The organism is Mycobacterium sp. 1245852.3, from assembly GCF_001669335.1.
GTDB classification, from domain to species: Bacteria; Actinomycetota; Actinomycetes; order Mycobacteriales; family Mycobacteriaceae; genus Mycobacterium; species Mycobacterium europaeum_A.
The window spans coordinates 1-19,790 of sequence record NZ_LZLL01000570.1 but is presented as its reverse complement, the minus strand read 5'-3'; the positions used below and the strand labels follow the sequence as shown (position 1 = coordinate 19,790).

The window sequence follows — 19,790 nt, the reverse complement described above, 5'->3', positions numbered from 1 at the left end:
GCTACGTCTTCATCGAGACCAAATCCGGCGTGACGCGCTGCCAGATCAACAGAGACACCGTCGGCTGTGAGGCGCCCTTCACCAACTCCCCGCTGCAGGACGGCGAGCACGCCAACGGCGTCAGCATCAACAGCGGCGGCAAAGTGCAATGGGTGCTGGGCAACCTGGGCGCCATCCCGACGGTCACCATCGACTACAAGACCTACGCGGCGCAGGGCTGGACCATCATCGCCAACGCCGACGGCACCCGCTTCACCAACGACCAGACCAAGCACGGCATGTTCGTCAGCGTCGAGAAGGTCAACACGTTCTAAGGAGCCGAAAGATCAACCGTCCCAGACCAGATGGCCGTCGGGGCGGCGGCGGGCTCCCTCCGCGGGTCGGTGCGGACTGATCCGGCCGTCGGGCATCAGGTGTCGCACGGGCACCCCGCGGCCCAGCACCGCGACGTCGGCGATCAGCCGCCGGTGACAGCGCCACCAGACGCTCTCGCTGCACATCACCGCCGTGGTGCGCCGGCCCGCATCGGCGAGGACGTCGTCCAGGGCCGCGTCGAACTCGGGCGTCCGGGTGTATGCGGCGTAGGCCCGGAACGCGGCCACCGTCCACCAGCTGTCCGGCTCCGGTTCTCCGGCCGCGATATGCCGGCGCCCGCCGAGGCGGGGCTCCCATCGGTAGCCGATGCTCCCTTGCGGCAGCCAGGATTCCAGGGCCTCGCGGCGCACGTCCGGATTGGTCCGGCTGGCCGGGTAGCGCCGCACGTCCACCACCAGCGCAACCCCCGCCCCGGCAAGCAACTCTGATAGCCGCTCCCGGCCGGCCGCCCCGTGCCCCACCGTCAGCAACACCGGTTCCATACGGACAGCTTGCCCGGGCGGACCGGGGCGCGATCTGAATTGATTATCAAGCCTGCGTTAGTAACCTTGCCGTTGAGTTCGGGAGGGGTGACGATGCGAACGGGATTGATCAGCGGTCGGGCGGGCGACTGACGACGCCATGCAACTGCAATACCTCAGCATCCCGGCGCTGATTGCCGCGGCCGGTGGCGACCCCTGGGCGATCAACGCAAGCTTGCAAGCGGGGAGCCCACTGCAGATTTCCAACCTCGCGGAGGCCTTTCGCAAAGCGGGGCGCTGCACACAAGAGGCCAACGACGCGTTCGAGCAGGCTCGCACCCGGTTCGAGGCCGCCTGGAATCACCAGGATGGCGATCATCCGATCACCGGCTCCGATGAAGTGCAGCGGGTGACGAAGGCCCTTGGGGCACAGTCGCTGCAGATTCCGAAGATCGGCGCGGACCTGGAGAACATCGCCGCGACCTTGGCCGAGGCGCAAAGAACCGCGGCCGGTCAGATCGCGTCGCTGGAAGCCCAGCTGCAGGAACTCGATGAGCTGATCGGCGAAGCCGACGAGATGGAAGACGACGACGACCTCACCCAGGCCGATATCGACGCGCTCGAAGCGTTCATCGCCGGCCGTGAACAAGACGCGATCCGCGACACCAAAACCGCGCTGGCCCGGCTGCAAGCGACGCGCGACGGCTACTCCAAGTCGTTTCAGGATGCGATGGGCACCCTGCACGCCGACGGTTATGACACCGTCGGCCCCCAGGCAGGACCGGCCCCGGCACCGTCCGACCAACCCGGCCCGGCACCGGCCGGCCAGCCCGGCGGGGGTCCCGCGTTGGCCCCGACGAAGGGGGAGGTGGCAACCGGGGCCGCGGGAGCGGTGGCCGGTGGCACCGCCGACGGCGTGCGCCAGGCGACTACGAAGTTGATCGCCGAGTCCCCCGGTACGGGTCCCGGGAAGGCGGATCCGGCGTTGTTGAGGTGGTTTGAGGACCCAAAAATCGGCGGAGTCGAACTCAAGGGCTTCTCGCGCGTCAGCATGGTGGTGGGTGCCGCCAGCGCGGTGCCCGCCGTCATGTCCGACATCAAGGATGGAAATTCGGTGCCGGAGGCAGTAACCCGGGAGACGGCCGGAACCGCCGCCGGGCTCTGGGCGGGCGCGGCTGTTGGAGGCCTCGCCGCGGACGCGGCGGCCGGTGCAGCGATCGGCTCGGTCGTGCCGGGTGCGGGGACCGCCATTGGCTTGGTGGTCGGCGCCGGTGTCGGAGCAGTAGTCGCATGGGGCGGATCCAAGGTGGTCGGAGAGCTTTGGCAGCCGGTCTCGAATGCCGTCGGTAGCGCCGTGCACGGCGTGGAATCAGTTTTTGGTTTCGGATAGGGCGACGACGATGCGATTCGATGAGTTCGTAGCGAGGCACGGCGTTGCTCTGTCTCCGGTCGATCGGTTCGGAGGGCTTATGGTCGAGGTGCGGGTACCGCCTGGCTGGGAACCCTTCGATTCCGCCGTCGGACTCCGGGTGTGGGCTTGCCGCACCGACCCTCACATCGACGTGTTTGGCGCGAACGCGGTGTTGACGATGCATCGTGTCGAGGCCGCTCTGGACCCCGCCGAAGTATTCGCGATGCTGGCCGAGCAACAGTTGCAGTCGGTGCCGGGCTGTCACGAAGTGCACCGCGAAGTCCGCCCCGCCGGTGCATCTGTCGGAGTTCAGGGATTGCTTGTGATGCTGATCGCCCATGAGCTCGGCACTATCGATAGCGTCTCGCGATCGAGGATCATCCCCACTGAAAAGGAGACGTTGATCGCTCAACTCACGGTGACCGCGCTACACGATTCGCCAGTGGAGCGGGCCGGCATCGGGCTGGATGTCCATATGGGTGCGGCGCCGGTAAGTCCAGCTTCGGGGGATCACCACCGCAAGGCTCCCGCCACCACAACGCGAGACAACGGCTAATGGCCAACGCTCAAACGAGCGGCAAGTGGGGGCGGATACTGCGCTACGCCTTCGGCGGCGCCATGTGCCTGATGGCGGTGGTTGCGATGTCGGTGGGAGTGCAGTGGTACTTGTCCCTGATCGCATTCTGTACGGCGCTCATCTTCATCCTCGGCAGGCGTCGGATTTTTCGGCCAGGAGTCAACCGGTCTGAAGACGAGATCGTCTGCCGCTACCTTCCCTGGTACGAGGGAAATGCTTACGTCTTGAACGTGCTGGTGCCGGCGCTGGGCGTGGCCAGTGTCGGCGCGGGTTATGCGCCCGGTAATCCGGGATGGCTTCGGTTCACCGGCATCACCCTGCTGATCCTGACGCCGGTCTTCGTGTTCAGCGCAGTGCGTATGTGGCGTCGTTGCCTGCTGGCCATCTCCCCGTCGGCGCTGACCGTGCGTTTGGCTGGACCCAAAGACGAGCTGACCGAAATCCGGCGTGATTGCGTTCGGGGCATTGAGCCCAAGATCGTCCCGAATGGGGTGAACGGACAGTCACTGCAAGTCGAGATTGCCTATCGCGCAGCGGATCTGACCAGCAAGACGGTGCTGCTCGGTCTCCAATTGAGCGTCCAGCCCATCAACCTTTTTCACGCACTGCTGGCCTGGAAAGACGGCGCCTCCGACACACCGAGCGAGCTGCTGGATCGCGTCGAACGGATTCTCCGCGGTCATTCAACGGCCGACGTATGACGGCCCGGTCAGACCTTGGCGCCCAGCCCCGCGATCAGGTTGATCGTCACCGCCAGGACGACCGCCCCGAGGAGGTAGGACAGCAGCGCATGGCGCAAGACCGTCGCCCTGATCGTCGTCAGCCCGATCTCGGTGTCGGACACCTGGTAGGTCATCCCGACGGTGAAGGCCAGGTAGGCGAAGTCCCGGAAGCGCGGCGGCTCGGGGTCGTGGAAGTTGATGCCGCCCGGTTCGTCCGAGTAGTAGAGCCGCGCGTAGTGCACGGTGTACAGCGTGTGCACGGCGACCCAGGACGCGGCGACGGTCAAGATGCCGAAGATGGCGGCGGCCAGGGCTTCGTGGCCCGCGCGTGACCCAGCGGCCACCACGTAGCCGACCCCGCCCAGGCTCGCGACGCTGGCCGACAGGATGACCGCGTCGGCGATCCACCGGGTCGGGTCCTCCCGCGTCGCCCACCGGCAGGTCTGCTCGGCATTCATGCCGAGCACGATGAGCTGCGTCCACACCACGTACGTTCCGGCGGTGACGATCCAGCCGGCCAGCGCAAAACGCCAACCGGCGGTGTTGCCCACCACGACGGCGACGGCCACGCCGAGGGCCACGGAGACCAAGATCCGGACCGCGCCCGTGTCCCGAAACAACTTCACCAGGGAGTCCACCATCTTGACCTAACCACCAAACGCGGGTCGTCGGACCACGTTCGGGCGCTCATCCGCGTCGGCCCGGCCTAGGCATCAGGAGATTGGCAGGTGAGGTCAGTACGATCGGTGCCGTGGCATCCAATGGCCCACGCGACGACTTCCACAACCAGCCGACGCAGCATGGCGACTTCGGTGTAAGCGAACAGCCGCCTACCGGCGAAATTCCGCAACCCGCTCACCCGCCGCAAGGGTCCGAGCAGGCCGACGGCGGCGACCCGTTTGACCAGGAGAGCGAGCCGGCCCCCTGGTATCGCAAGCCGGCGATGCTGATCGCCTGGCTGGTCTCCGTCGTGGTCCTGATCGGGCTCATCATCTTCGGCGTCATCCAACTCATCCACGGGCAGACCGGTGGCCACGGCCCCAACACGACGACGAGCACGACGCCGGCCACCACCACGACCACCACGACGCCGACGACCACCACGACCACCACCACGTCCTCGCCCGGCAGCAGCGCCCAAGAGCCGCCGGCGCAGCAGCCGACGCAACAGCAGCCCACCGGGGGACAGACCCAGCAGCCCTCGCATCGCCACCATCTGCCGCAGCTGCCGCCGGTAATCACCGTTCCGGGGGTGCCGAATCCGGTCACCGTGCCGCCGGGCCTGCGTTAGCGAGTCGTGGCGAGCCCCGTCACGGTTCCATGGCAGCGCGCCGGAGAAGCCCTACACTCGCTGCAATCCACGGTCGCTACGGTGAGGACCACCGTGCGACGGCAACGGGACGACTGACACAGGGGTGCGGGACATGAGCGAGTCGCTCGGCCTATCGATCGGCGTGGCCAACTTGGTAGCGGCCCGCGCGGGCAGCGCTCCGATCACCCGCAGCTCGGTGCTGACCCTGTTCGAGCAGCGACCGACCGAAGTCGGCCTGCCGGAAGAAAACCCGAACCTGACCGAACCCGGCCTGGTGCTGCGAGGGTTCGTCGAACGCGTCGGCGACCGGGCGCCATTGGTGGCGGCCGACGGCACCAAGTACCTGGGCGCGGCGTTGACGGTCGAGGCGATCGAAGCGATGGCCCGGGCGGTCGGCTACGGGTCACCGATCACCATCGCGGTGCCCGCCTACTGGTCCGACGCCCAGTTCGCGGCGCTGCGGGAGGAGTTCTTCGCCCAGTCGGATCTGGCGCGCGGCGGGGTGGCACCGATGCTGGTTTCCGACGCCACGGCCGCGCTCGCGGCGCTGCGCGGCACGCCGGGATTCGGGGCCGACGGCGTAATCGCCCTGTGCGACTTCGGCGCCGGCGGCACCACCGTCACGCTGATGGATGCCAAGGCCGGCTTTGCGCCCGTCGGCCCTGCCGCGCGGAACACCGACTTCTCCGGCGATGCGATCGATCAGCTGATCCTCGATCACCTGCTGGCCTCCGACGTCAGCACCGCCATGCTCGGCGGGGCAGCACGGGTCGGGTCGCAGGCGCGCCTGCTCGGCGCCTGCCGGCGCGCGAAGGAGCAACTCTCGATGGCCGCGGTGGGCACCATCGCCGGGGCTTCGGGCGACGGCGCCCAGCTGACCCGCACCGAATTCGAGCAACTGCTCGCCGCGCCGCTGGACCGGTTCCTCACGTCGGTCGACGAGTCGTTGCGCCGCAACGGAATTGCGAACGCCGGGCTGAGCGCCGTGGCGATCACCGGCGGTGGCGCGAACATCCCGCTGCTCAAAGCGCGATTGTCGCAGCGCTTCGGGGTGCCGGTGCACAGCACCGCGCGGCCCGCGCTCAGCGCCGCCCTCGGCGCGGCGGTGCTCGGCCCGCACTACGCGTCGGGCGTCGCCCCGACCGCCGCGGCCGCGGCGGTGGAAACACCGACGGAAATGGTCGGCAACGCCGGGCTCGACATGACCCAGGCCGCCTGGGCCGCCCAAGCCACCGACGTCGACGACGCCCTGGCGTGGTCGCAAGACGCCGACAACGACGAGCCGGTGCCCTACACCGGCCGCGACGCCACCGGCGAATACGCCAACGAGGCAAGGGAATTCGACGACGCGACCGGCAGCCGCTACGCCACCGCCCAGGGGCGGCTGCCCTGGTACAAACGCACGGCGCTGGTGTTGAGCGTGGCCGGAGCGGGCGCGGCCGTGCTGGTGGCCCTGATCTTGGCGATCAATTTGTTGCTCACCAAGTCCACCCCCGTCACCCCGGGGCCTTCGACCAGCCCGGCACCGCCGCAAACGGTCACCATCACCGGACCCAACGACAGCACCACCGTCACGGTGATCCCCGCGCCGCCGCCGCCCACGGAGGCGCCGGCCACCACCACGACGCCCGCGCCGGAGCCGTCGACGACAACCACGACGACGGCGCCGCCGAGCACGACGACCACCACCGCGCCGCCCACCACGACGTCGCAGGCGACCACCACCGCGGCGCCGACGACCACCCGCACGCGGCCGTTCCCGCCCATCTTTCAACCGCCGTTCGGGCACTGACGAGCCGAATTACGCCCGGGCCGCCAAAGACCCCCGGCAAAAGGTCATTTAGCGAAATTTGGTGGCGCTCATCACTTCGACAGGCGTCACATTGGGTGAGTGGGTACTAATCAGCAGGCCAGAGGCACCGGTGAACTGCCAAGTTAGGGCAGCCTTTCTCGCGCTGAAAGCCGCGGAGATGTAACTATGAGCGGGGCTTAAGCAGGCAAATAAGCACAGGCCGAATTTATCTATGCATTGGGGAGACCTTCTGTGACAACGCAGATGCTCATCAGGCTGATCGTGGGCACGGGCATGACGCTGGTCGTGGCCGCACTCGCCGCACGGCGTGTCCTGTGGCTGTTCAAGCTGATCACGTCCGGCAAGCCGGCCCCGGGACACACCGACGAGCCGGCCAAACGCGTCTGGGCCGAGGTCTCCGAGGTGTTCGGTCAGCGCAAGCTGTTGAAGTGGTCGATCCCCGGCCTGGCGCACTTCTTCACCATGTGGGGATTCTTCATCCTGCTCACGGTCTACATCGAGGCCTACGGGCTGCTGTTCCAGGACAACTTCCACATCCCGATCATCGGTCGCTGGGACGTGCTGGGCTTCCTGCAGGACTTCTTCGCGACCGCGGTCTTCCTCGGCATCGTCACCTTCGCCATCATCCGGTTGATGCGCAGCCCGAAGGAGATCGGACGTCAGTCACGGTTCTACGGCTCGCACACCGGCGGTGCCTGGCTGGTGCTGTTCATGATCTTCAACGTCGTCTTCACCTACGTGTTCGTGCGCGGAGCCGCGGTCAACAACGGCACGCTGCCCTACGGCAACGGCGCCTTCCTGTCACAGCTGTTCGGCGCCATCCTGCGCCCGCTGGGTCAGCCCGCCAACGAGATCATCGAGACGACGGCGCTGCTGCTGCACATCTTGGTCATGTTGGCGTTCCTGATCATCGTGCTGCACTCCAAGCACATGCACATCTTCACGGCGCCCATCAACGTCATCTTCAAGCGGCTGCCCAACGGCCTGGGCCCGCTGCTGCCGCTGGAGCACGACGGCAAGCCGATCGACTTCGAAAACCCGCCGGACGACGCCGAATTCGGCCGCGGCAAGATCGAGGACTTCAGCTGGAAGGCCATGCTGGACTTCGCCACTTGTACCGAGTGCGGGCGCTGCCAGTCCCAGTGCCCGGCGTGGAACACCGGCAAGCCGCTGTCGCCCAAGCTCGTCATCATGGACCTGCGCGACCACTGGATGGCCAAGGCGCCCTACATCCTCGGTGACAAGGAGAGCCCGCTCGAGAGCACACCGGAGGGCGGAGTCGGCGAGAAGCTGTCCGGCGAGAAGCACGCCGAGGTCCACCACGTGCCCGAGTCGGGCTTCGGCCGCGTCATGGGGTCCGGCCCCGAGCAGGCCACCCGGCCGCTGGTCGGCACCGAGGAACAGGGCGGCGTCATCGACCCCGACGTGCTGTGGTCCTGCGTGTCCTGCGGCGCCTGCGTCGAGCAGTGCCCGGTGGACATCGAGCATGTCGATCACATCATCGACATGCGCCGCTACCAGGTGATGATGGAATCCGAGTTCCCCTCGGAGCTGTCGGTGCTGTTCAAGAACCTGGAAACCAAGGGCAATCCGTGGGGCCAGAACGCGTCGGACCGCACCAGCTGGATCGACGAGGTCGACTTCGACGTGCCGGTCTACGGCGAGGACGTCGACAGCTTCGACGGCTACGAGTACCTGTTCTGGGTGGGTTGCGCCGGCGCCTACGACGACAAGGCCAAGAAGACCACCAAGGCCGTCGCCGAGCTGCTGGCCATCGCCGGGGTGAAGTACCTGGTGCTCGGCACCGGCGAGACCTGCAACGGCGACTCCGCGCGCCGCTCGGGCAACGAGTTTCTGTTCCAGCAGCTCGCCCAGCAGGCCGTCGAGACGCTGGACGGACTGTTCGAGGGCGTGGAAACCGTCGACCGCAAGATCGTCGTCACCTGCCCGCACTGCTTCAACACCCTGGGCCGCGAGTACCGCCAGCTCGGCGCGAACTACTCGGTGCTGCACCACACCCAGCTGCTCAACCGCCTGATCCGGGACAACAAGCTGGTGCCGGTAACCCCGGTGTCTCAGGACATCACCTATCACGACCCCTGCTACCTGGGCCGGCACAACAAGGTCTACGAGGCGCCGCGTGAGCTGATCGGGGCCGCGGGGGCGAACCTGACCGAGATGCCACGCCATGCCGAGCGCAGCTTCTGCTGCGGCGCCGGCGGCGCGCGGATGTGGATGGAAGAGCACATCGGCAAGCGCATCAACCACGAACGCGTCGACGAGGCGCTGGCTACCGGGGCCGCCACCATCGCCACCGGCTGCCCCTTCTGCCGAGTGATGGTGACCGACGGTGTCAACGACCGTCAGGAAGAGGCCGGCCGCAGCGGTGTCGAGGTGCTCGATGTCGCGCAGATCCTGCTGGGATCCCTCGAGTACGACAAGGCGACGCTGCCGGAGAAGGGCACGGCCGCCAAGGAGGCCTCCGAAAGGGCCGAAGCGCGCGCGGCCGAGGCGCCCAAGGCCTCGACGGCCACCCCGACCGCCCCCGCCGAGGCACCGGCCGAGGAGGCACCCGCCGAGGAGGCACCCGCCGAGCCGGCCCCGAAGGCGCAGACCGCGGCCGCCCCCGCCAAGGGGCTGGGCATCGCCGGCGGGGCGAAGAAGCCGGGCGCCAAGAAGGCGGCGGCCGCACCGGCCGCAGAGGCCAAGGCGGATACCGCCGCACCCGTGAAGGGGCTGGGCATCGCCGGCGGCGCCAAGCGACCCGGCGCGAAGAAGGCCGCACCGGCCGCCGAGGCCGCCAAGACCGAGGCACCGGCCGAAGGCGGCGAAGCCAAGGCACCCGCCGCCCCGGTCAAGGGCCTGGGGCTGGCCGCGGGCGCCAAGCGACCCGGCGCCAAGAAGGCGGCACCGGCCGCCGCCAAGGCCGAGGCGCCCAAGGCCGAAGCCAAGGCACCCGCGGCGCCGGTCAAGGGGCTGGGCATCGCCGCGGGCGCCAAGCGGCCCGGCGCCAAGAAGGCGGCGCCAAAGGCCGAGGCCCCCAAGGCCGAGGCCCCCAAGGCGGAAGCACCTGAAGCGGAAGCGCCCAAGGCGGAGGCTGCCAAGGCCGAAGCCGAGCCGGCGCCGAAAGCGGAGCCGGCAAAGGAGACCAACGGCGACGATGCACCGTCGCAGCCACCGGTCAAAGGCCTGGGCATCGCCCGTGGGGCGCGTCCCCCGGGCAAGCGCTGACCTGCGTCTTTGCCGCTTGACAGCAAATTTCAGTGGACAGTGATGGCACCATTAGTGGTGTGACCACCCATCACCTGCCCCTGCACGCGTCGGCTCATCACCGGCCGCAACGCAGTTTTGCGCAGTCGTCGAAGCTCCAGGACGTCCTGTACGAGATCCGCGGGCCGGTGCACGCCCAGGCCGCGCGGCTGGAGGCCGAGGGGCATCGCATCCTCAAGCTCAACATCGGCAACCCGGCGCCGTTCGGCTTCGAGGCGCCCGACGTGATCATGCGCGACATGATCCAGGCCCTGCCGTACGCCCAGGGCTACTCCGACTCGCAGGGCATCCTGCCCGCCCGCCGGGCCGTGGTGACCCGCTACGAGTTGGTCGACGGATTTCCCCGCTTCGACGTCGACGACGTCTATCTGGGTAACGGGGTGTCCGAGCTGATCACCATGACCCTGCAGGCCCTGCTCGACAACGGCGACGAGGTGCTGATCCCGTCGCCCGACTACCCGCTGTGGACGGCGTCGACCTCCCTGGCGGGCGGCACGCCCGTGCACTACCTGTGCGACGAGACGCAGGGCTGGCAGCCCGACATCGCCGACATGGAGTCCAAGATCACCGAGCGGACCAAGGCGCTGGTAGTGATCAACCCGAACAACCCGACCGGCGCGGTCTACACCAGCGAAGTCCTCACCCAGATAGTCGATCTGGCGCGCAAGCACGAGCTGCTGCTGCTCGCCGACGAGATCTACGACAAGATCCTCTACGACGACGCCAAGCACATCAACCTCGCCACGCTGGCGCCGGACATGCTGTGCCTGACCTTCAACGGCCTGTCCAAGGCCTACCGGGTGGCCGGCTATCGGGCCGGCTGGCTGGCAATCACCGGGCCCAAGGACCACGCCAGCAGCTTCATTGAGGGAATCAACCTGCTGGCCAATATGCGCCTGTGCCCCAATGTTCCGGCGCAGCACGCGATCCAGGTGGCCCTGGGCGGCTATCAGAGCATCGACGACCTGGTGCTGCCCGGCGGCCGGTTGCTCGAGCAACGCGACGTCGCATGGACCAAGCTCAACGAGATTCCGGGCGTGTCCTGCGTCAAGCCGGCCGGTGCGCTTTATGCGTTCCCCCGGCTGGACCCCGAGGTCTATGACATCGACGACGACGAACAGCTCGTCCTCGATCTGCTGCTGCAGGAAAAGATTCTGGTCACCCAGGGGACCGGCTTCAATTGGCCGGCACCGGATCACCTGCGCATCGTGACGCTGCCGTGGGCCCGCGATCTGGCGGCCGCGATCGAGCGGTTGGGCAATTTCCTGGTCGGCTATCGACCGTAGGCACCGGCGCGGGCGCCTCTAGTCTCGACCGGGTGACCCACTCGCACTCGCACAGCCTGCCGCCGGGCCCGTCCGCCGTCGATCCGTTGCCCGCCAGGATCGTCGTGGGGTTGTTGGTCGCGATCGGCGTCGCGGTCGCCGTCGGGGCGATCGTGTTGTGGCCCAGCCGGCAGCACGTCGACATCCCGATGCCGCTGCAGAACGCCGCCGGCGGCGCGGTGAGCACGCAGGCCGGGCACGTGCTGTCCAGCGGGATGGGCGACTGCGGCAGCGCGTCGGTCAGCCAGGTGCTCACCGGCGCGCCGCAACAGGCGCCGCCCGGCGCCGGACGCTGCGTGCTGACCCAGGTGTCGATCGACTCCGGCCCCAACGCCGGCGCCCAGACGCTGCTGGAGTCCTCCCCCGGCCCGGGACAGCCGAAATTCGCGGTGGGCGACCGCATTCGGCTCGTCCGCCAGGTCGATGACCAGGGCGCCACCAGCTACGCATTCTACGACTTCGAACGTGGTTGGGCGCTCGCCGGTTTGGCGATCGCGTTCGCGGTGGTGATCGTGGCGGTGGCGCGGTGGCGCGGGCTGCTGGCCCTGGTGGGCATCGTGGTCGCGTTCGTGGTTTTGGTGACGTTTTTGCTGCCGGCGCTGCGCGACGGCGCGCCGGCGGTGCCGGTGGCGCTGGTCGCGTCGGCGGCCATCCTGTACGCGGTCATCTACCTCGCCCACGGGGTCAACCTGCGGACCAGCGCCGCCCTGCTGGGCACCCTGGCGGCCCTGTTGCTGGCCGCCGGATTATCCTGGGCGGCAATACAATTGGCGCAGCTGACCGGCTTGTCCGACGAGCAGAACAGCACGGTCAGCGCGTATCTGGGCAGCGTGTCGATCGGCGGCCTGCTGCTGGCCGGCTTCATCATCGGGTCACTCGGTGTACTCAACGACGTGACGGTGACCCAGGCCTCGACGGTGTTCGAGCTCGCCCACCTCGGCGGCTCCCGGCGGGCGATCTTCGTCGGCGCCATTCGGGTGGGGCGTGATCACATCGCCAGCACGGTCTACACCCTGGTGCTGGCTTACGCGGGTAGTTCGCTGCCGCTGCTGTTGCTGTTCAGCGTGGCCAACCGCTCGTTGACCGACGTGTTGACCAGCGAGAGCGTGGCCATCGAGATCGCCCGCTCCGCGGTGGGCGGCATGGCGTTGGCGCTGTCGGTACCGCTGACGACGGCGATCGCCGCGGTGCTGGCCAAACCTACTGAAATCGGCTCCGCTCCAACAGATCCAGCAGATAGCCGCCGTAGCCGGACTTGAGCAGGCTCTGGGCGCGCTCGGCCAGCTCGTCGTCGGTGATCCAGCCACGCCGCCACGCCACTTCCTCGGGCACGCTGACCTTCAGGCCCTGCCGGCGTTCCAGGGTGCGCACGAAGTCGCTGGCATCCAGCAGCGAGTCGAACGTCCCGGTGTCCAGCCAGGCCGTGCCGCGGGCCATCACCTCGACCGAGAGCCGGCCCCGGTTCAGGTAGATCTGGTTGACCTCGGTGATCTCGTACTCGCCGCGCGCCGATTTCTTGAGACCCTTGGCGATTTCGATCACGTCGTTGTCGTAGAAGTACAAACCCGGCACCGCGTAATTGGATTTGGGTGTCTTGGGCTTCTCCTCCAGCGACAGCGCCCTGCCGTCGTCGCTGAATTCGACGACACCGTAAGCCGACGGGTTGGCCACCCAGTACGCGAAAACCGCTCCGCCGCTGACGGATTGAAAGCGGCTCAGGCTGGTACCCAGGCCCGGGCCGTAGAAGATGTTGTCGCCCAACACCAATGCCACCGGCTCGTTGCCGATGTGGTCGGCACCCAGCACGAACGCCTGGGCCAGGCCGTCGGGCTTTTCCTGCGTCACGTAGGTGATGTTGACGCCGAATTGCGAGCCGTCGGCCAGCAGCCGCTGGAAGCCCGCCGCGTCGTGCGGGGTGGTGATCACCAGGATGTCGCGGATGCCGGCCATCATCAGGGTGGACAGCGGGTAGTAGACCATCGGTTTGTCGTAGACCGGCAGCAACTGCTTGCTGATGCCCGTGGTGATGGGATGCAGGCGGGTGCCCGACCCGCCGGCCAGGATGATTCCGCGCATGGATAGCTCCTAATGCCTTGATCGGCCCTACTCGACGGCGTCGGACGCGGTGAGCTCGGTGGCCGCCAGCGCCGAGGCCAGGCTGTCGTGCCGGAACACCGAGGTGACGTGGTCGCGCACGACGCGAAACGCCAACGCGTTGGTGGCCGCCTCCGGACCGTCGGGGCTGGTCGCTTTCTGTTCGGCGACGACGATGCCGTCGTGCACGTACAGCTGGCCGAGCTGGGTGCTCGCCCGATGCGAGCCGGCCCAGGTGCGCAGCGCCTCGTGGCCCTGTGCGGCTCCGTGCGCGTCGCCAATCTCGATGTCATCGCTGGACAGCGCGGTCAACGTCTCGAGGTCCGCGGCGTTGAGGGCGTCATGCCATGCCAGAACGGTGGCGATCTCCGATGTGGTCATGGTGTGCAAATTACCGTGCGGCCCCGCGGCTAGAGAGGCGTACGGTCCAACCAGCGCTTCCACACGCCGTCGTCGCCGAACAGCTCGACGCCCGTGTCGGCCACCGGCCGCCGGCGCAGGATCGCCAGCAGCAGCTCGGTCGCGCCCCCGCGCAGCGCGGCGCTGCCCTTGCCGTGCTGGTGTGACCAGGCGACCCGGCCGTCTTCGACGGTGATCGTCCATTCGCCGGCCTCCCCCAGCCCGGGATCGGTGGCGTGCAGGTGCAGGGTGTCACCCTCCTCGAGCGGAAGCAGCGCGCCCTGGGCGCCCGCCTGGATCGCCACCCGCTCCAGCCATTCGGTGATGCCGTCGGCCGCCACCTCGGCGTCCAGGGTGTATTCGGCGCCCAGCGCGATCGCCGCGTCGGCCCGATGCACCGCGACCTCGTGCAACCGGCGCCGGATCCACCAGTTCGCCGGGCGCGACCCCAGAAACGTCCAGACCGGCGTTTGGACCCCGGTCAGTTCGACGGCGTCGATCAGCCGCTGGGCGCCGCCGTGCAGCCACGGGATGGCACCGGCGGGATCCGGCGGCGGCTTGCCGCCCTCCACCGTGCGGGGGTCGAGGTAGCTGTCGAGGCGCTGACTCACGATCTGCGCCGCCCAGCGATCGCCGCGCCCGACGTGGCGGAAGAGCTGGCGCAGGGTCCAGTCCGGGCAGGTGGGGACCGGCGTGGACTCGTCGACATCGCGGAAGAGCTCCCCGAAGGCCCGGTTCTCGTCGAGGAATTTTCCGGCATAGTCCACGCGGGTCAGGCTACTCGCCGGGCCGCGCGCCCTGCGGTCCCGCGTGCCTTGCGGCGACACCGGCGCGCACTGCAGACTTGTCGTCGATGTCCGGCCCGCCGAATGCCCTTGTCCCCGAGAGGTGCTCATGCCCGACGCCAATGTGAGCCTTCCGGTCGCCCGCACGGCGATTCGCGAGTTCTGGGAGCGCGAGGGTGCGCAATACGACCAGCGGGCCGCCCACGGCATCTCCTCGGAACCCGAACGTCGACGGTGGACGGACGCCCTGAGTCCGATCCCGCCGGCTTCCCGCGTGCTCGACGTCGCCACGGGCACCGGCTTTGTCGCGCTGTTGCTGGCCGAGCTGGGCCACCAGGTGACCGGCGTCGACGCATCCGCGGCCATGTTGGCGCACGCTCGCGCCAAGGCCGCCGACGGCCGGGTGGCGGTCACGTTCGTCGAGGGCATGACCGAGAAGCTGCCGTTCGCCGACGCCAGTTTCGATGCCGTGACGGCCCGGCACTTCATCTGGACGGTGCTCGAGCCGCGGCGGGCCTTCGCCGAATGGCGCCGGGTGCTGGCCCCGCGTGGGCTGGTGATCGCCGACATTTCGCTGAATCCCCATGTGGCCGGGCATCACTACGCCGACGACGTCGCTGCCAGCCTGCCATTCCGTGAGATCCCGGATCCGGCACCGGTTGCCGACGCGCTGCGCTCGGCCGGGTTCGACGACGTCGACGTCGAGCTCTTCGACGACGGCGGCGAATACCCCCGCGCGGTGCTGTACGCCCGCACATGTTCGACTGAACCTGTTGTGCGGCAAGCTAATTGACATCGCGCGGCATGCGCGCCGGCATCCGACGGTGAATCGTTTGCGTTCAATCTGATTCCAACCGTCGCCGGCCGCGGGGAACCGCGCTGAGCTGGGCGGGCGCCGCGGATGATCCCCGTGACGGGAAGGACTGCGCTCGACCGCGACCCGGCACTGCAACGATGATGAGGCGCGCGGGCGATCGTCGTCGCTGCGGTCTCTGTGTGCCCCACTCGCGCCGCTCATTTCGCCCGTCACGACGCTTGCGCGTGGACCCGGCCGACCGACCATCGGAGACCCTCAATGACGATCGCAGCGCAGGGCAGCACCGATCTTTCGGCCCCGCCCGGCGGCGAGGAAGCCGGACCCGGCATGCGCCGGGTGGCCCTGGCCAGCCTCGCCGGCAGCGTGCTGGAGTGGTACGACTTCTTCCTCTACGGCTTCGCGGCCACGCTGGTCTTCGGTCCGCTGTTCTTCCCGCGCGCCTCCTCGACGGCCGGAGTGCTTGCCGCGCTTGGCACTTTCGCCGTCGGCTTCGTCGCCCGGCCGCTGGGCGGCGTGTTGTTCGGGCACCTGGGCGATCGCCTCGGGCGCAAGAAGATGCTGGTGGCCACGCTGTTGATCATGGGGATCCCGTCCTTTCTGATCGGACTGCTCCCCAGCTACGCCGCGATCGGCTGGGCGGCGCCCGCCCTGCTGGTGCTGTTGCGTTTCCTGCAGGGCGTCGGGCTGGGCGGTGAGTGGGCCGGGGCGGTGCTGGTGGTCACCGAGACCAGCCCCCAACACCGCAGCGGCTTTTGGGGATCGCTGGTGCAGACGGGCTCGGCCGTGGGCCAGGGGTTGGCCACCGGATCGCTGTTCATCCTGGCCTCGACGCTCAGCGAGCACAGCTTCGTAACGTGGGGCTGGCGGGTGCCGTTCCTGTTCGGCCTCGCGCTCGGTGTCGTGGGCCTGTTCATCCGGTTGCGGGTGATCGAGTCACCCGAGTTCACCGCGCTGCGGCGCAGCGGCGAGCTGTCACCGTTCCCGTTGCGCGAGGCGGTTCGCCAGCACGGCCGCACGATGCTGATCTGCTTTGCGGTCTATCTCGGCGGCGTGACGGTCCCGTTCTTCATCGAGACCGTGTTCCTCACCGGCTACGGCACCAAAACCCTTGGCCTGCCGTCATCTTCGGTGCTGCTGGGCATCTCGGCCGTGCACGTCACCGTGTTCTGGGCGTTGACCGTACTGGGCGGTTGGCTCGCCGATCGCTACGGCGCAGACAAGGTGATCCGCGGCGGCCTGCTCGCATTGCTGACGCTGCCCGCTGCGGGGCTGCTGGCGGTGCTGGCCGCCTCGGCGACGCTGCCGTCGCTGCTGACAACCGAGGTGTTGATCGGCGCGCCGCTGTGGGTCGTCTGGGGCGCGCTGCCCAAATACCTCGCCGAGTCCTTCCCCGCCCGGGTGCGCTACACCGGAATGTCGTTGTCCGGCCAGAGCTCCACCATCATCGGCGGGCTCATTCCGCTGCTGCTCACCTCGGTGGTGGCCTACTACGGCGGGGCGTTGTGGCCGGTCGCGGTGACCACCACCGCCGTGGCGGCTATCGGCCTGGTCGCGTCACAGCTGGGCTCACCGGCCCACGCCCGCGAACGGGTGTCAGGCAGCCCCGAAGTACTCGCCCTCTAGCGGCTCCGAGCGGCGTCCGTCGGGCCCCACCGGGATGTCGCCGACCAGCGTGATGCGGTGCAGCACCCGCTCCTGGCCCAGGTGCTCGTAATCGCGCGGGGCGAGGTGCAGCGTGGCCCGATTGTCCCAGAAGGCAACGCTTCCCGGCTCCCACTTGAACCGGACCGAGTACTCCGGCCGGGCGATCTGCTCGAACAACAGGTCCAGGACGTACCGGCTTTCCCGGGGCGACAGGTCGACGATCTCCCGGGTGAAGAACTGATTGACGTAGACCACCTTCTCGCCGGTCTCGGGATGCACCCGGACCACCGGATGGATCGACGCCAGCGGATTGCTGCGCACCAGGTCCCCGATCTTGGCGCCGCTGCGCTCGAAGGACAAGGTGGCGCCGAACCGGTGCTCGGCGCGCAGCCCGTCGATGAATTCGCGAATCAACGGGGAAAGGCCTTGGTAGACGGCCGCCACATTGGTGAACAGCGTGTCACCGCCGAAGGGCGGGACCACTTCGGCGCGCAGTATCGAATGCGACGGCGGGTTGATCAGAGGTGTCACATCGGCATGCCAGTTGGGGCCGTTCCAGCCCTCCTTATGCCGGTACTCCGAACCGTACCGGCGGTCGTAGGCTGCCGGCGACACGGTATGGATCTGCGGGAAACCCTCGGGCGCGGAATCACCTTCGTAGGGATGGGCCGAGGTGACCTCACCGAATTGGGCACCGAACGCGATGTGCGCGGCGTGGTCGAGGTCCTGGTCGCGGAAGAACACCACCTTCCACCTGTGCAGGGCCGACCGGATGACGGCCTTTTCCGCTTCGCTCAGCGGCGCGGCCAGGTCGACGCCGTCGATCACGGCCCCCGTCCAGCCCGACAGCGGAACGACTTCGATATTGGTTTCGGTGGCAGCGGTCGTCGTCAAATCGCTCAATCCTGTCAAGTGTTTGAAAATGCATGCGGTATAGCCTTTTTGAGGCTATCGACAATGCCACCACCGGCAAGCGTTTGTATCGTGCTGAAGGAAAGCCCGCAGCGCTCGGCGTTAGGGCCGCGGCGCGCCCAGGCGGTAGACCCGCCAGCCCGCCCGCTGCCAGCGGGCGGCGTCCAGGCAGTTGCGGCCGTCCACGATGACGCGGGCGCGGACCCGGTCGGCCAAATCGTCGGGATCCATGTCGACGAACTGGCGCCATTCGGTGAGCACCAGCACCGCATCGGCGCGCTCGCAGGCCTCTTCGACCGAGACCGCGTAGTTCAGCGTCGGGAATAGTCGCTGCGCGTTGTCCAGGGCCTTGGGGTCATAGACGTTGACGGCGGCCCCGTTGAGCTGCAGCTGGCCCGCGACGTTGAGCGCGGGTGAGTCACGCACATCGTCGGATTCGGGTTTGAAGGCGGCACCGAGGACGGCGATGTTGGCGCCCAGCAGCGAGCCGCCGCAGGCCGCGCTGGCCAGTTCCACCATTCGGGTGCGGCGGCGCATGTTGATGCTGTCGACCTCGCGCAGGAACGTCAGCGCCTGGTCGGCGCCCAGCTCGCCGGCGCGCGCCATGAAGGCCCGGATGTCCTTGGGCAGGCAGCCTCCGCCGAAACCCAAACCGGCATTGAGGAATTGGCGTCCGATCCGTGGGTCGTAGCCGAGCGCATCGGCCAGCAGGCTGACGTCCGCGCCGGCCGCCTCGCACACCTCGGAAATGGCGTTGATGAACGAAATCTTCGTTGCCAGAAAGGCATTGGCGGAAACCTTGACCAGCTCCGCGGTCTGCAGATCCGTCACCAGGAACGGCACCCCGGCGTCGAGCAGCGGACCGTACAGCTCGCGAACGGCGGCCTCGGCGCGCGTCGAATCCGGTTTGATGCCCAGCACGATCCGGTCCGGGTTGAGCGTGTCCTGCACGGCGTAGCCTTCGCGAAGGAACTCCGGGTTCCAAGCGATTTCGACGTCGACCCCTTGGGGAGCCAGCCCGGCGGCCCGCTGGTTGAGCTCGGCCGCGGTGCCCACCGGAACCGTCGACTTGCCGACCAGCACCGCCGAGGTCGTCAACCGCGGCACCAGCGCATCGATGACGGCGTAGACGTGACGCAGATCTGCGCCGTATTCGCCCTTCTTCTGCGGGGTGCCCACGCCCAGGAAGTGCACGTCGGCGAAGTCGGCCGCCGCGTCATAGTCGGTGCTGAACCGTAGTCGGCCGGCGGCCAGGTTCTCCTGCAACAGCTTTCGCAGGCCTGGCTCGTAGAAGGGGATGTCGCCCCCGGCGAGCTTGGCCACCTTGCCGGGGTCGATGTCGATCCCGAGCACGTCGTGTCCCAGAGCCGCCATCCCAACCGCGTGGGTGGCACCGAGGTAACCCGTGCCGAACACGGTGCATCGCATATAACCGGTGTAGGCGGCCCCGATGAGCTGACTGCATCGCAGGGCTAATCGGGAGGCAAACGGCAGATGACAGGTGGCTGCCGTCAGGCCCTAGGCGCTCGCTGGGGTTAGTGGCGACCGAAACCGCCGTGACCTCCGCCGAAGCCGGGGAAGCCGCCACCGCCGCCGCCGTGGCCACCGCCGCCGCCGGGGAGTCCGGGGAAGCCGCCGCCGCCACCACCGTGTCCGCCGCCACCGTGCGGCCCGTCGTCACCGCCGCCGTGCGGACCGAAGCCGCCTCCGGGGGGTCCACCAAAGCCCGGCCCGCCAAGGCCCGGGATCGGCAGCGGGATGGGCACCGGGATAGGCGCCACCGCGGGCGGAGGGGGCGGCGGAGCCACCGGCACCGGAGCGGGAGCCTCCGGCACCGGCACGGGTGCGGGAGCCGCCGCCGCGGGAGCCGGAG

General features: G+C 68.4%; 18 protein-coding genes and 1 pseudogene. 11 read left to right on the top strand and 8 right to left on the bottom strand.

The annotated features are described in order from the left end of the window. Positions 1-314 (top strand): annotated as a pseudogene (locus A9W96_RS26740) (hypothetical protein); the annotation flags it as partial. A 12-nt stretch (positions 315-326) separates the two neighbouring features. Here the strand turns inward: A9W96_RS26740 and A9W96_RS26735 are convergent. After that, positions 327-848: a DUF488 family protein gene (locus A9W96_RS26735; protein ID WP_067144321.1), complete on the bottom strand. Its 522-nt coding sequence runs from the start codon at positions 846-848 to the stop codon at positions 327-329. Positions 849-996: 148 nt separating this feature from the next. Here A9W96_RS26735 and A9W96_RS26730 point away from each other — a divergent pair, with 148 nt between their 5' ends. The 3 genes from A9W96_RS26730 to A9W96_RS26720 are packed head-to-tail and all read left to right on the top strand — an operon-like array spanning position 997 to position 3,525. After that, entirely contained in the window at positions 997-2,226 is a 1,230-nt protein-coding gene (locus A9W96_RS26730) for a hypothetical protein (protein ID WP_067144314.1), read from the top strand. A gap of 10 nt (positions 2,227-2,236) precedes the next feature. Then, a complete protein-coding gene (locus A9W96_RS26725; RefSeq protein ID WP_066865918.1) occupies positions 2,237-2,803 on the top strand; it encodes an LpqN/LpqT family lipoprotein in 567 nt (188 codons plus the stop codon). After that, the gene (locus A9W96_RS26720) at positions 2,803-3,525 is read left to right on the top strand and encodes a hypothetical protein (RefSeq protein ID WP_067144312.1); all 723 of its coding nucleotides are present in this window, start codon (positions 2,803-2,805) and stop codon (positions 3,523-3,525) included. Before A9W96_RS26725 ends, A9W96_RS26720 begins: the two co-directional genes overlap by 1 nt. An 8-nt stretch (positions 3,526-3,533) precedes the next feature. On the opposite strand, the gene A9W96_RS26715 is transcribed toward A9W96_RS26720, so the two are convergent. Further along, on the bottom strand, positions 3,534-4,187 hold the full coding sequence (locus A9W96_RS26715) for a DUF1345 domain-containing protein (RefSeq protein WP_067144309.1): 654 nt from the start codon (positions 4,185-4,187) through the stop codon (positions 3,534-3,536). A 110-nt stretch (positions 4,188-4,297) separates the two neighbouring features. On the opposite strand from A9W96_RS26715, the gene A9W96_RS26710 reads away from it, so the two are divergent. The 5 genes from A9W96_RS26710 to A9W96_RS26690 all read left to right on the top strand — a co-directional run bounded on the left by A9W96_RS26710 (position 4,298) and on the right by A9W96_RS26690 (position 12,525). After that, complete coding sequence (locus A9W96_RS26710; protein WP_067144307.1) at positions 4,298-4,837, top strand: hypothetical protein; 540 nt, start codon at positions 4,298-4,300, stop codon at positions 4,835-4,837. A 133-nt stretch (positions 4,838-4,970) separates the two neighbouring features. After that, the gene (locus A9W96_RS26705) at positions 4,971-6,650 is read left to right on the top strand and encodes an Hsp70 family protein (protein WP_067144305.1); all 1,680 of its coding nucleotides are present in this window, start codon (positions 4,971-4,973) and stop codon (positions 6,648-6,650) included. 252 nt (positions 6,651-6,902) lie between these two features. Beyond that, positions 6,903-9,902: a (Fe-S)-binding protein gene (locus tag A9W96_RS26700; protein ID WP_082972643.1), complete on the top strand. Its 3,000-nt coding sequence runs from the start codon at positions 6,903-6,905 to the stop codon at positions 9,900-9,902. A gap of 32 nt (positions 9,903-9,934) precedes the next feature. Then, positions 9,935-11,227, top strand: coding sequence for a pyridoxal phosphate-dependent aminotransferase (locus A9W96_RS26695; protein ID WP_066862361.1), 1,293 nt, complete (start codon positions 9,935-9,937; stop codon positions 11,225-11,227). A gap of 32 nt (positions 11,228-11,259) precedes the next feature. Next, a complete protein-coding gene (locus A9W96_RS26690) occupies positions 11,260-12,525 on the top strand; it encodes a YibE/F family protein (RefSeq protein ID WP_066862365.1) in 1,266 nt (421 codons plus the stop codon). Here A9W96_RS26690 and rfbA read toward each other — a convergent pair. Genes rfbA through A9W96_RS26675 form a run of 3 tightly spaced genes read right to left on the bottom strand, consistent with a single transcriptional unit; the run spans position 12,467 to position 14,526 of the window. Then, on the bottom strand, positions 12,467-13,342 hold the full coding sequence (gene rfbA, locus A9W96_RS26685; RefSeq protein ID WP_067144301.1) for a glucose-1-phosphate thymidylyltransferase RfbA: 876 nt from the start codon (positions 13,340-13,342) through the stop codon (positions 12,467-12,469). The two genes, A9W96_RS26690 and rfbA, sit on opposite strands and share 59 nt — an antisense overlap. A 27-nt stretch (positions 13,343-13,369) precedes the next feature. Continuing rightward, positions 13,370-13,741: a nuclear transport factor 2 family protein gene (locus tag A9W96_RS26680; RefSeq protein ID WP_066862372.1), complete on the bottom strand. Its 372-nt coding sequence runs from the start codon at positions 13,739-13,741 to the stop codon at positions 13,370-13,372. Between the two features lie 29 nt (positions 13,742-13,770). Further along, positions 13,771-14,526 carry a maleylpyruvate isomerase family mycothiol-dependent enzyme gene (locus A9W96_RS26675; RefSeq protein ID WP_067144318.1) on the bottom strand — a complete coding sequence of 252 codons (756 nt, stop codon included), beginning with the start codon at positions 14,524-14,526 and terminating at the stop codon, positions 13,771-13,773. A gap of 127 nt (positions 14,527-14,653) precedes the next feature. On the opposite strand from A9W96_RS26675, the gene A9W96_RS26670 reads away from it, so the two are divergent. Together A9W96_RS26670 and A9W96_RS26665 are read left to right on the top strand one after the other, a co-directional pair. Continuing rightward, the gene (locus A9W96_RS26670; protein ID WP_067144320.1) at positions 14,654-15,337 is read left to right on the top strand and encodes a class I SAM-dependent methyltransferase; all 684 of its coding nucleotides are present in this window, start codon (positions 14,654-14,656) and stop codon (positions 15,335-15,337) included. A gap of 282 nt (positions 15,338-15,619) precedes the next feature. Further along, positions 15,620-16,984, top strand: a complete 1,365-nt coding sequence (locus A9W96_RS26665; protein ID WP_067144299.1) for an MFS transporter — start codon at positions 15,620-15,622, stop codon at positions 16,982-16,984. Here the strand turns inward: A9W96_RS26665 and A9W96_RS26660 are convergent. The 3 genes from A9W96_RS26660 to A9W96_RS30930 all read right to left on the bottom strand — a co-directional run. Further along, complete coding sequence (locus A9W96_RS26660; RefSeq protein ID WP_067144316.1) at positions 16,955-17,899, bottom strand: TauD/TfdA family dioxygenase; 945 nt, start codon at positions 17,897-17,899, stop codon at positions 16,955-16,957. The genes A9W96_RS26665 and A9W96_RS26660 overlap by 30 nt on opposite strands. Before the next feature lie 120 nt (positions 17,900-18,019). Continuing rightward, positions 18,020-19,345 carry a UDP-glucose/GDP-mannose dehydrogenase family protein gene (locus A9W96_RS26655; RefSeq protein ID WP_066862380.1) on the bottom strand — a complete coding sequence of 442 codons (1,326 nt, stop codon included), beginning with the start codon at positions 19,343-19,345 and terminating at the stop codon, positions 18,020-18,022. A 107-nt stretch (positions 19,346-19,452) separates the two neighbouring features. Continuing rightward, the coding region (locus A9W96_RS30930) for a hypothetical protein (RefSeq protein WP_197499664.1) at positions 19,453-19,790 on the bottom strand (338 nt) is incomplete at its 5' end.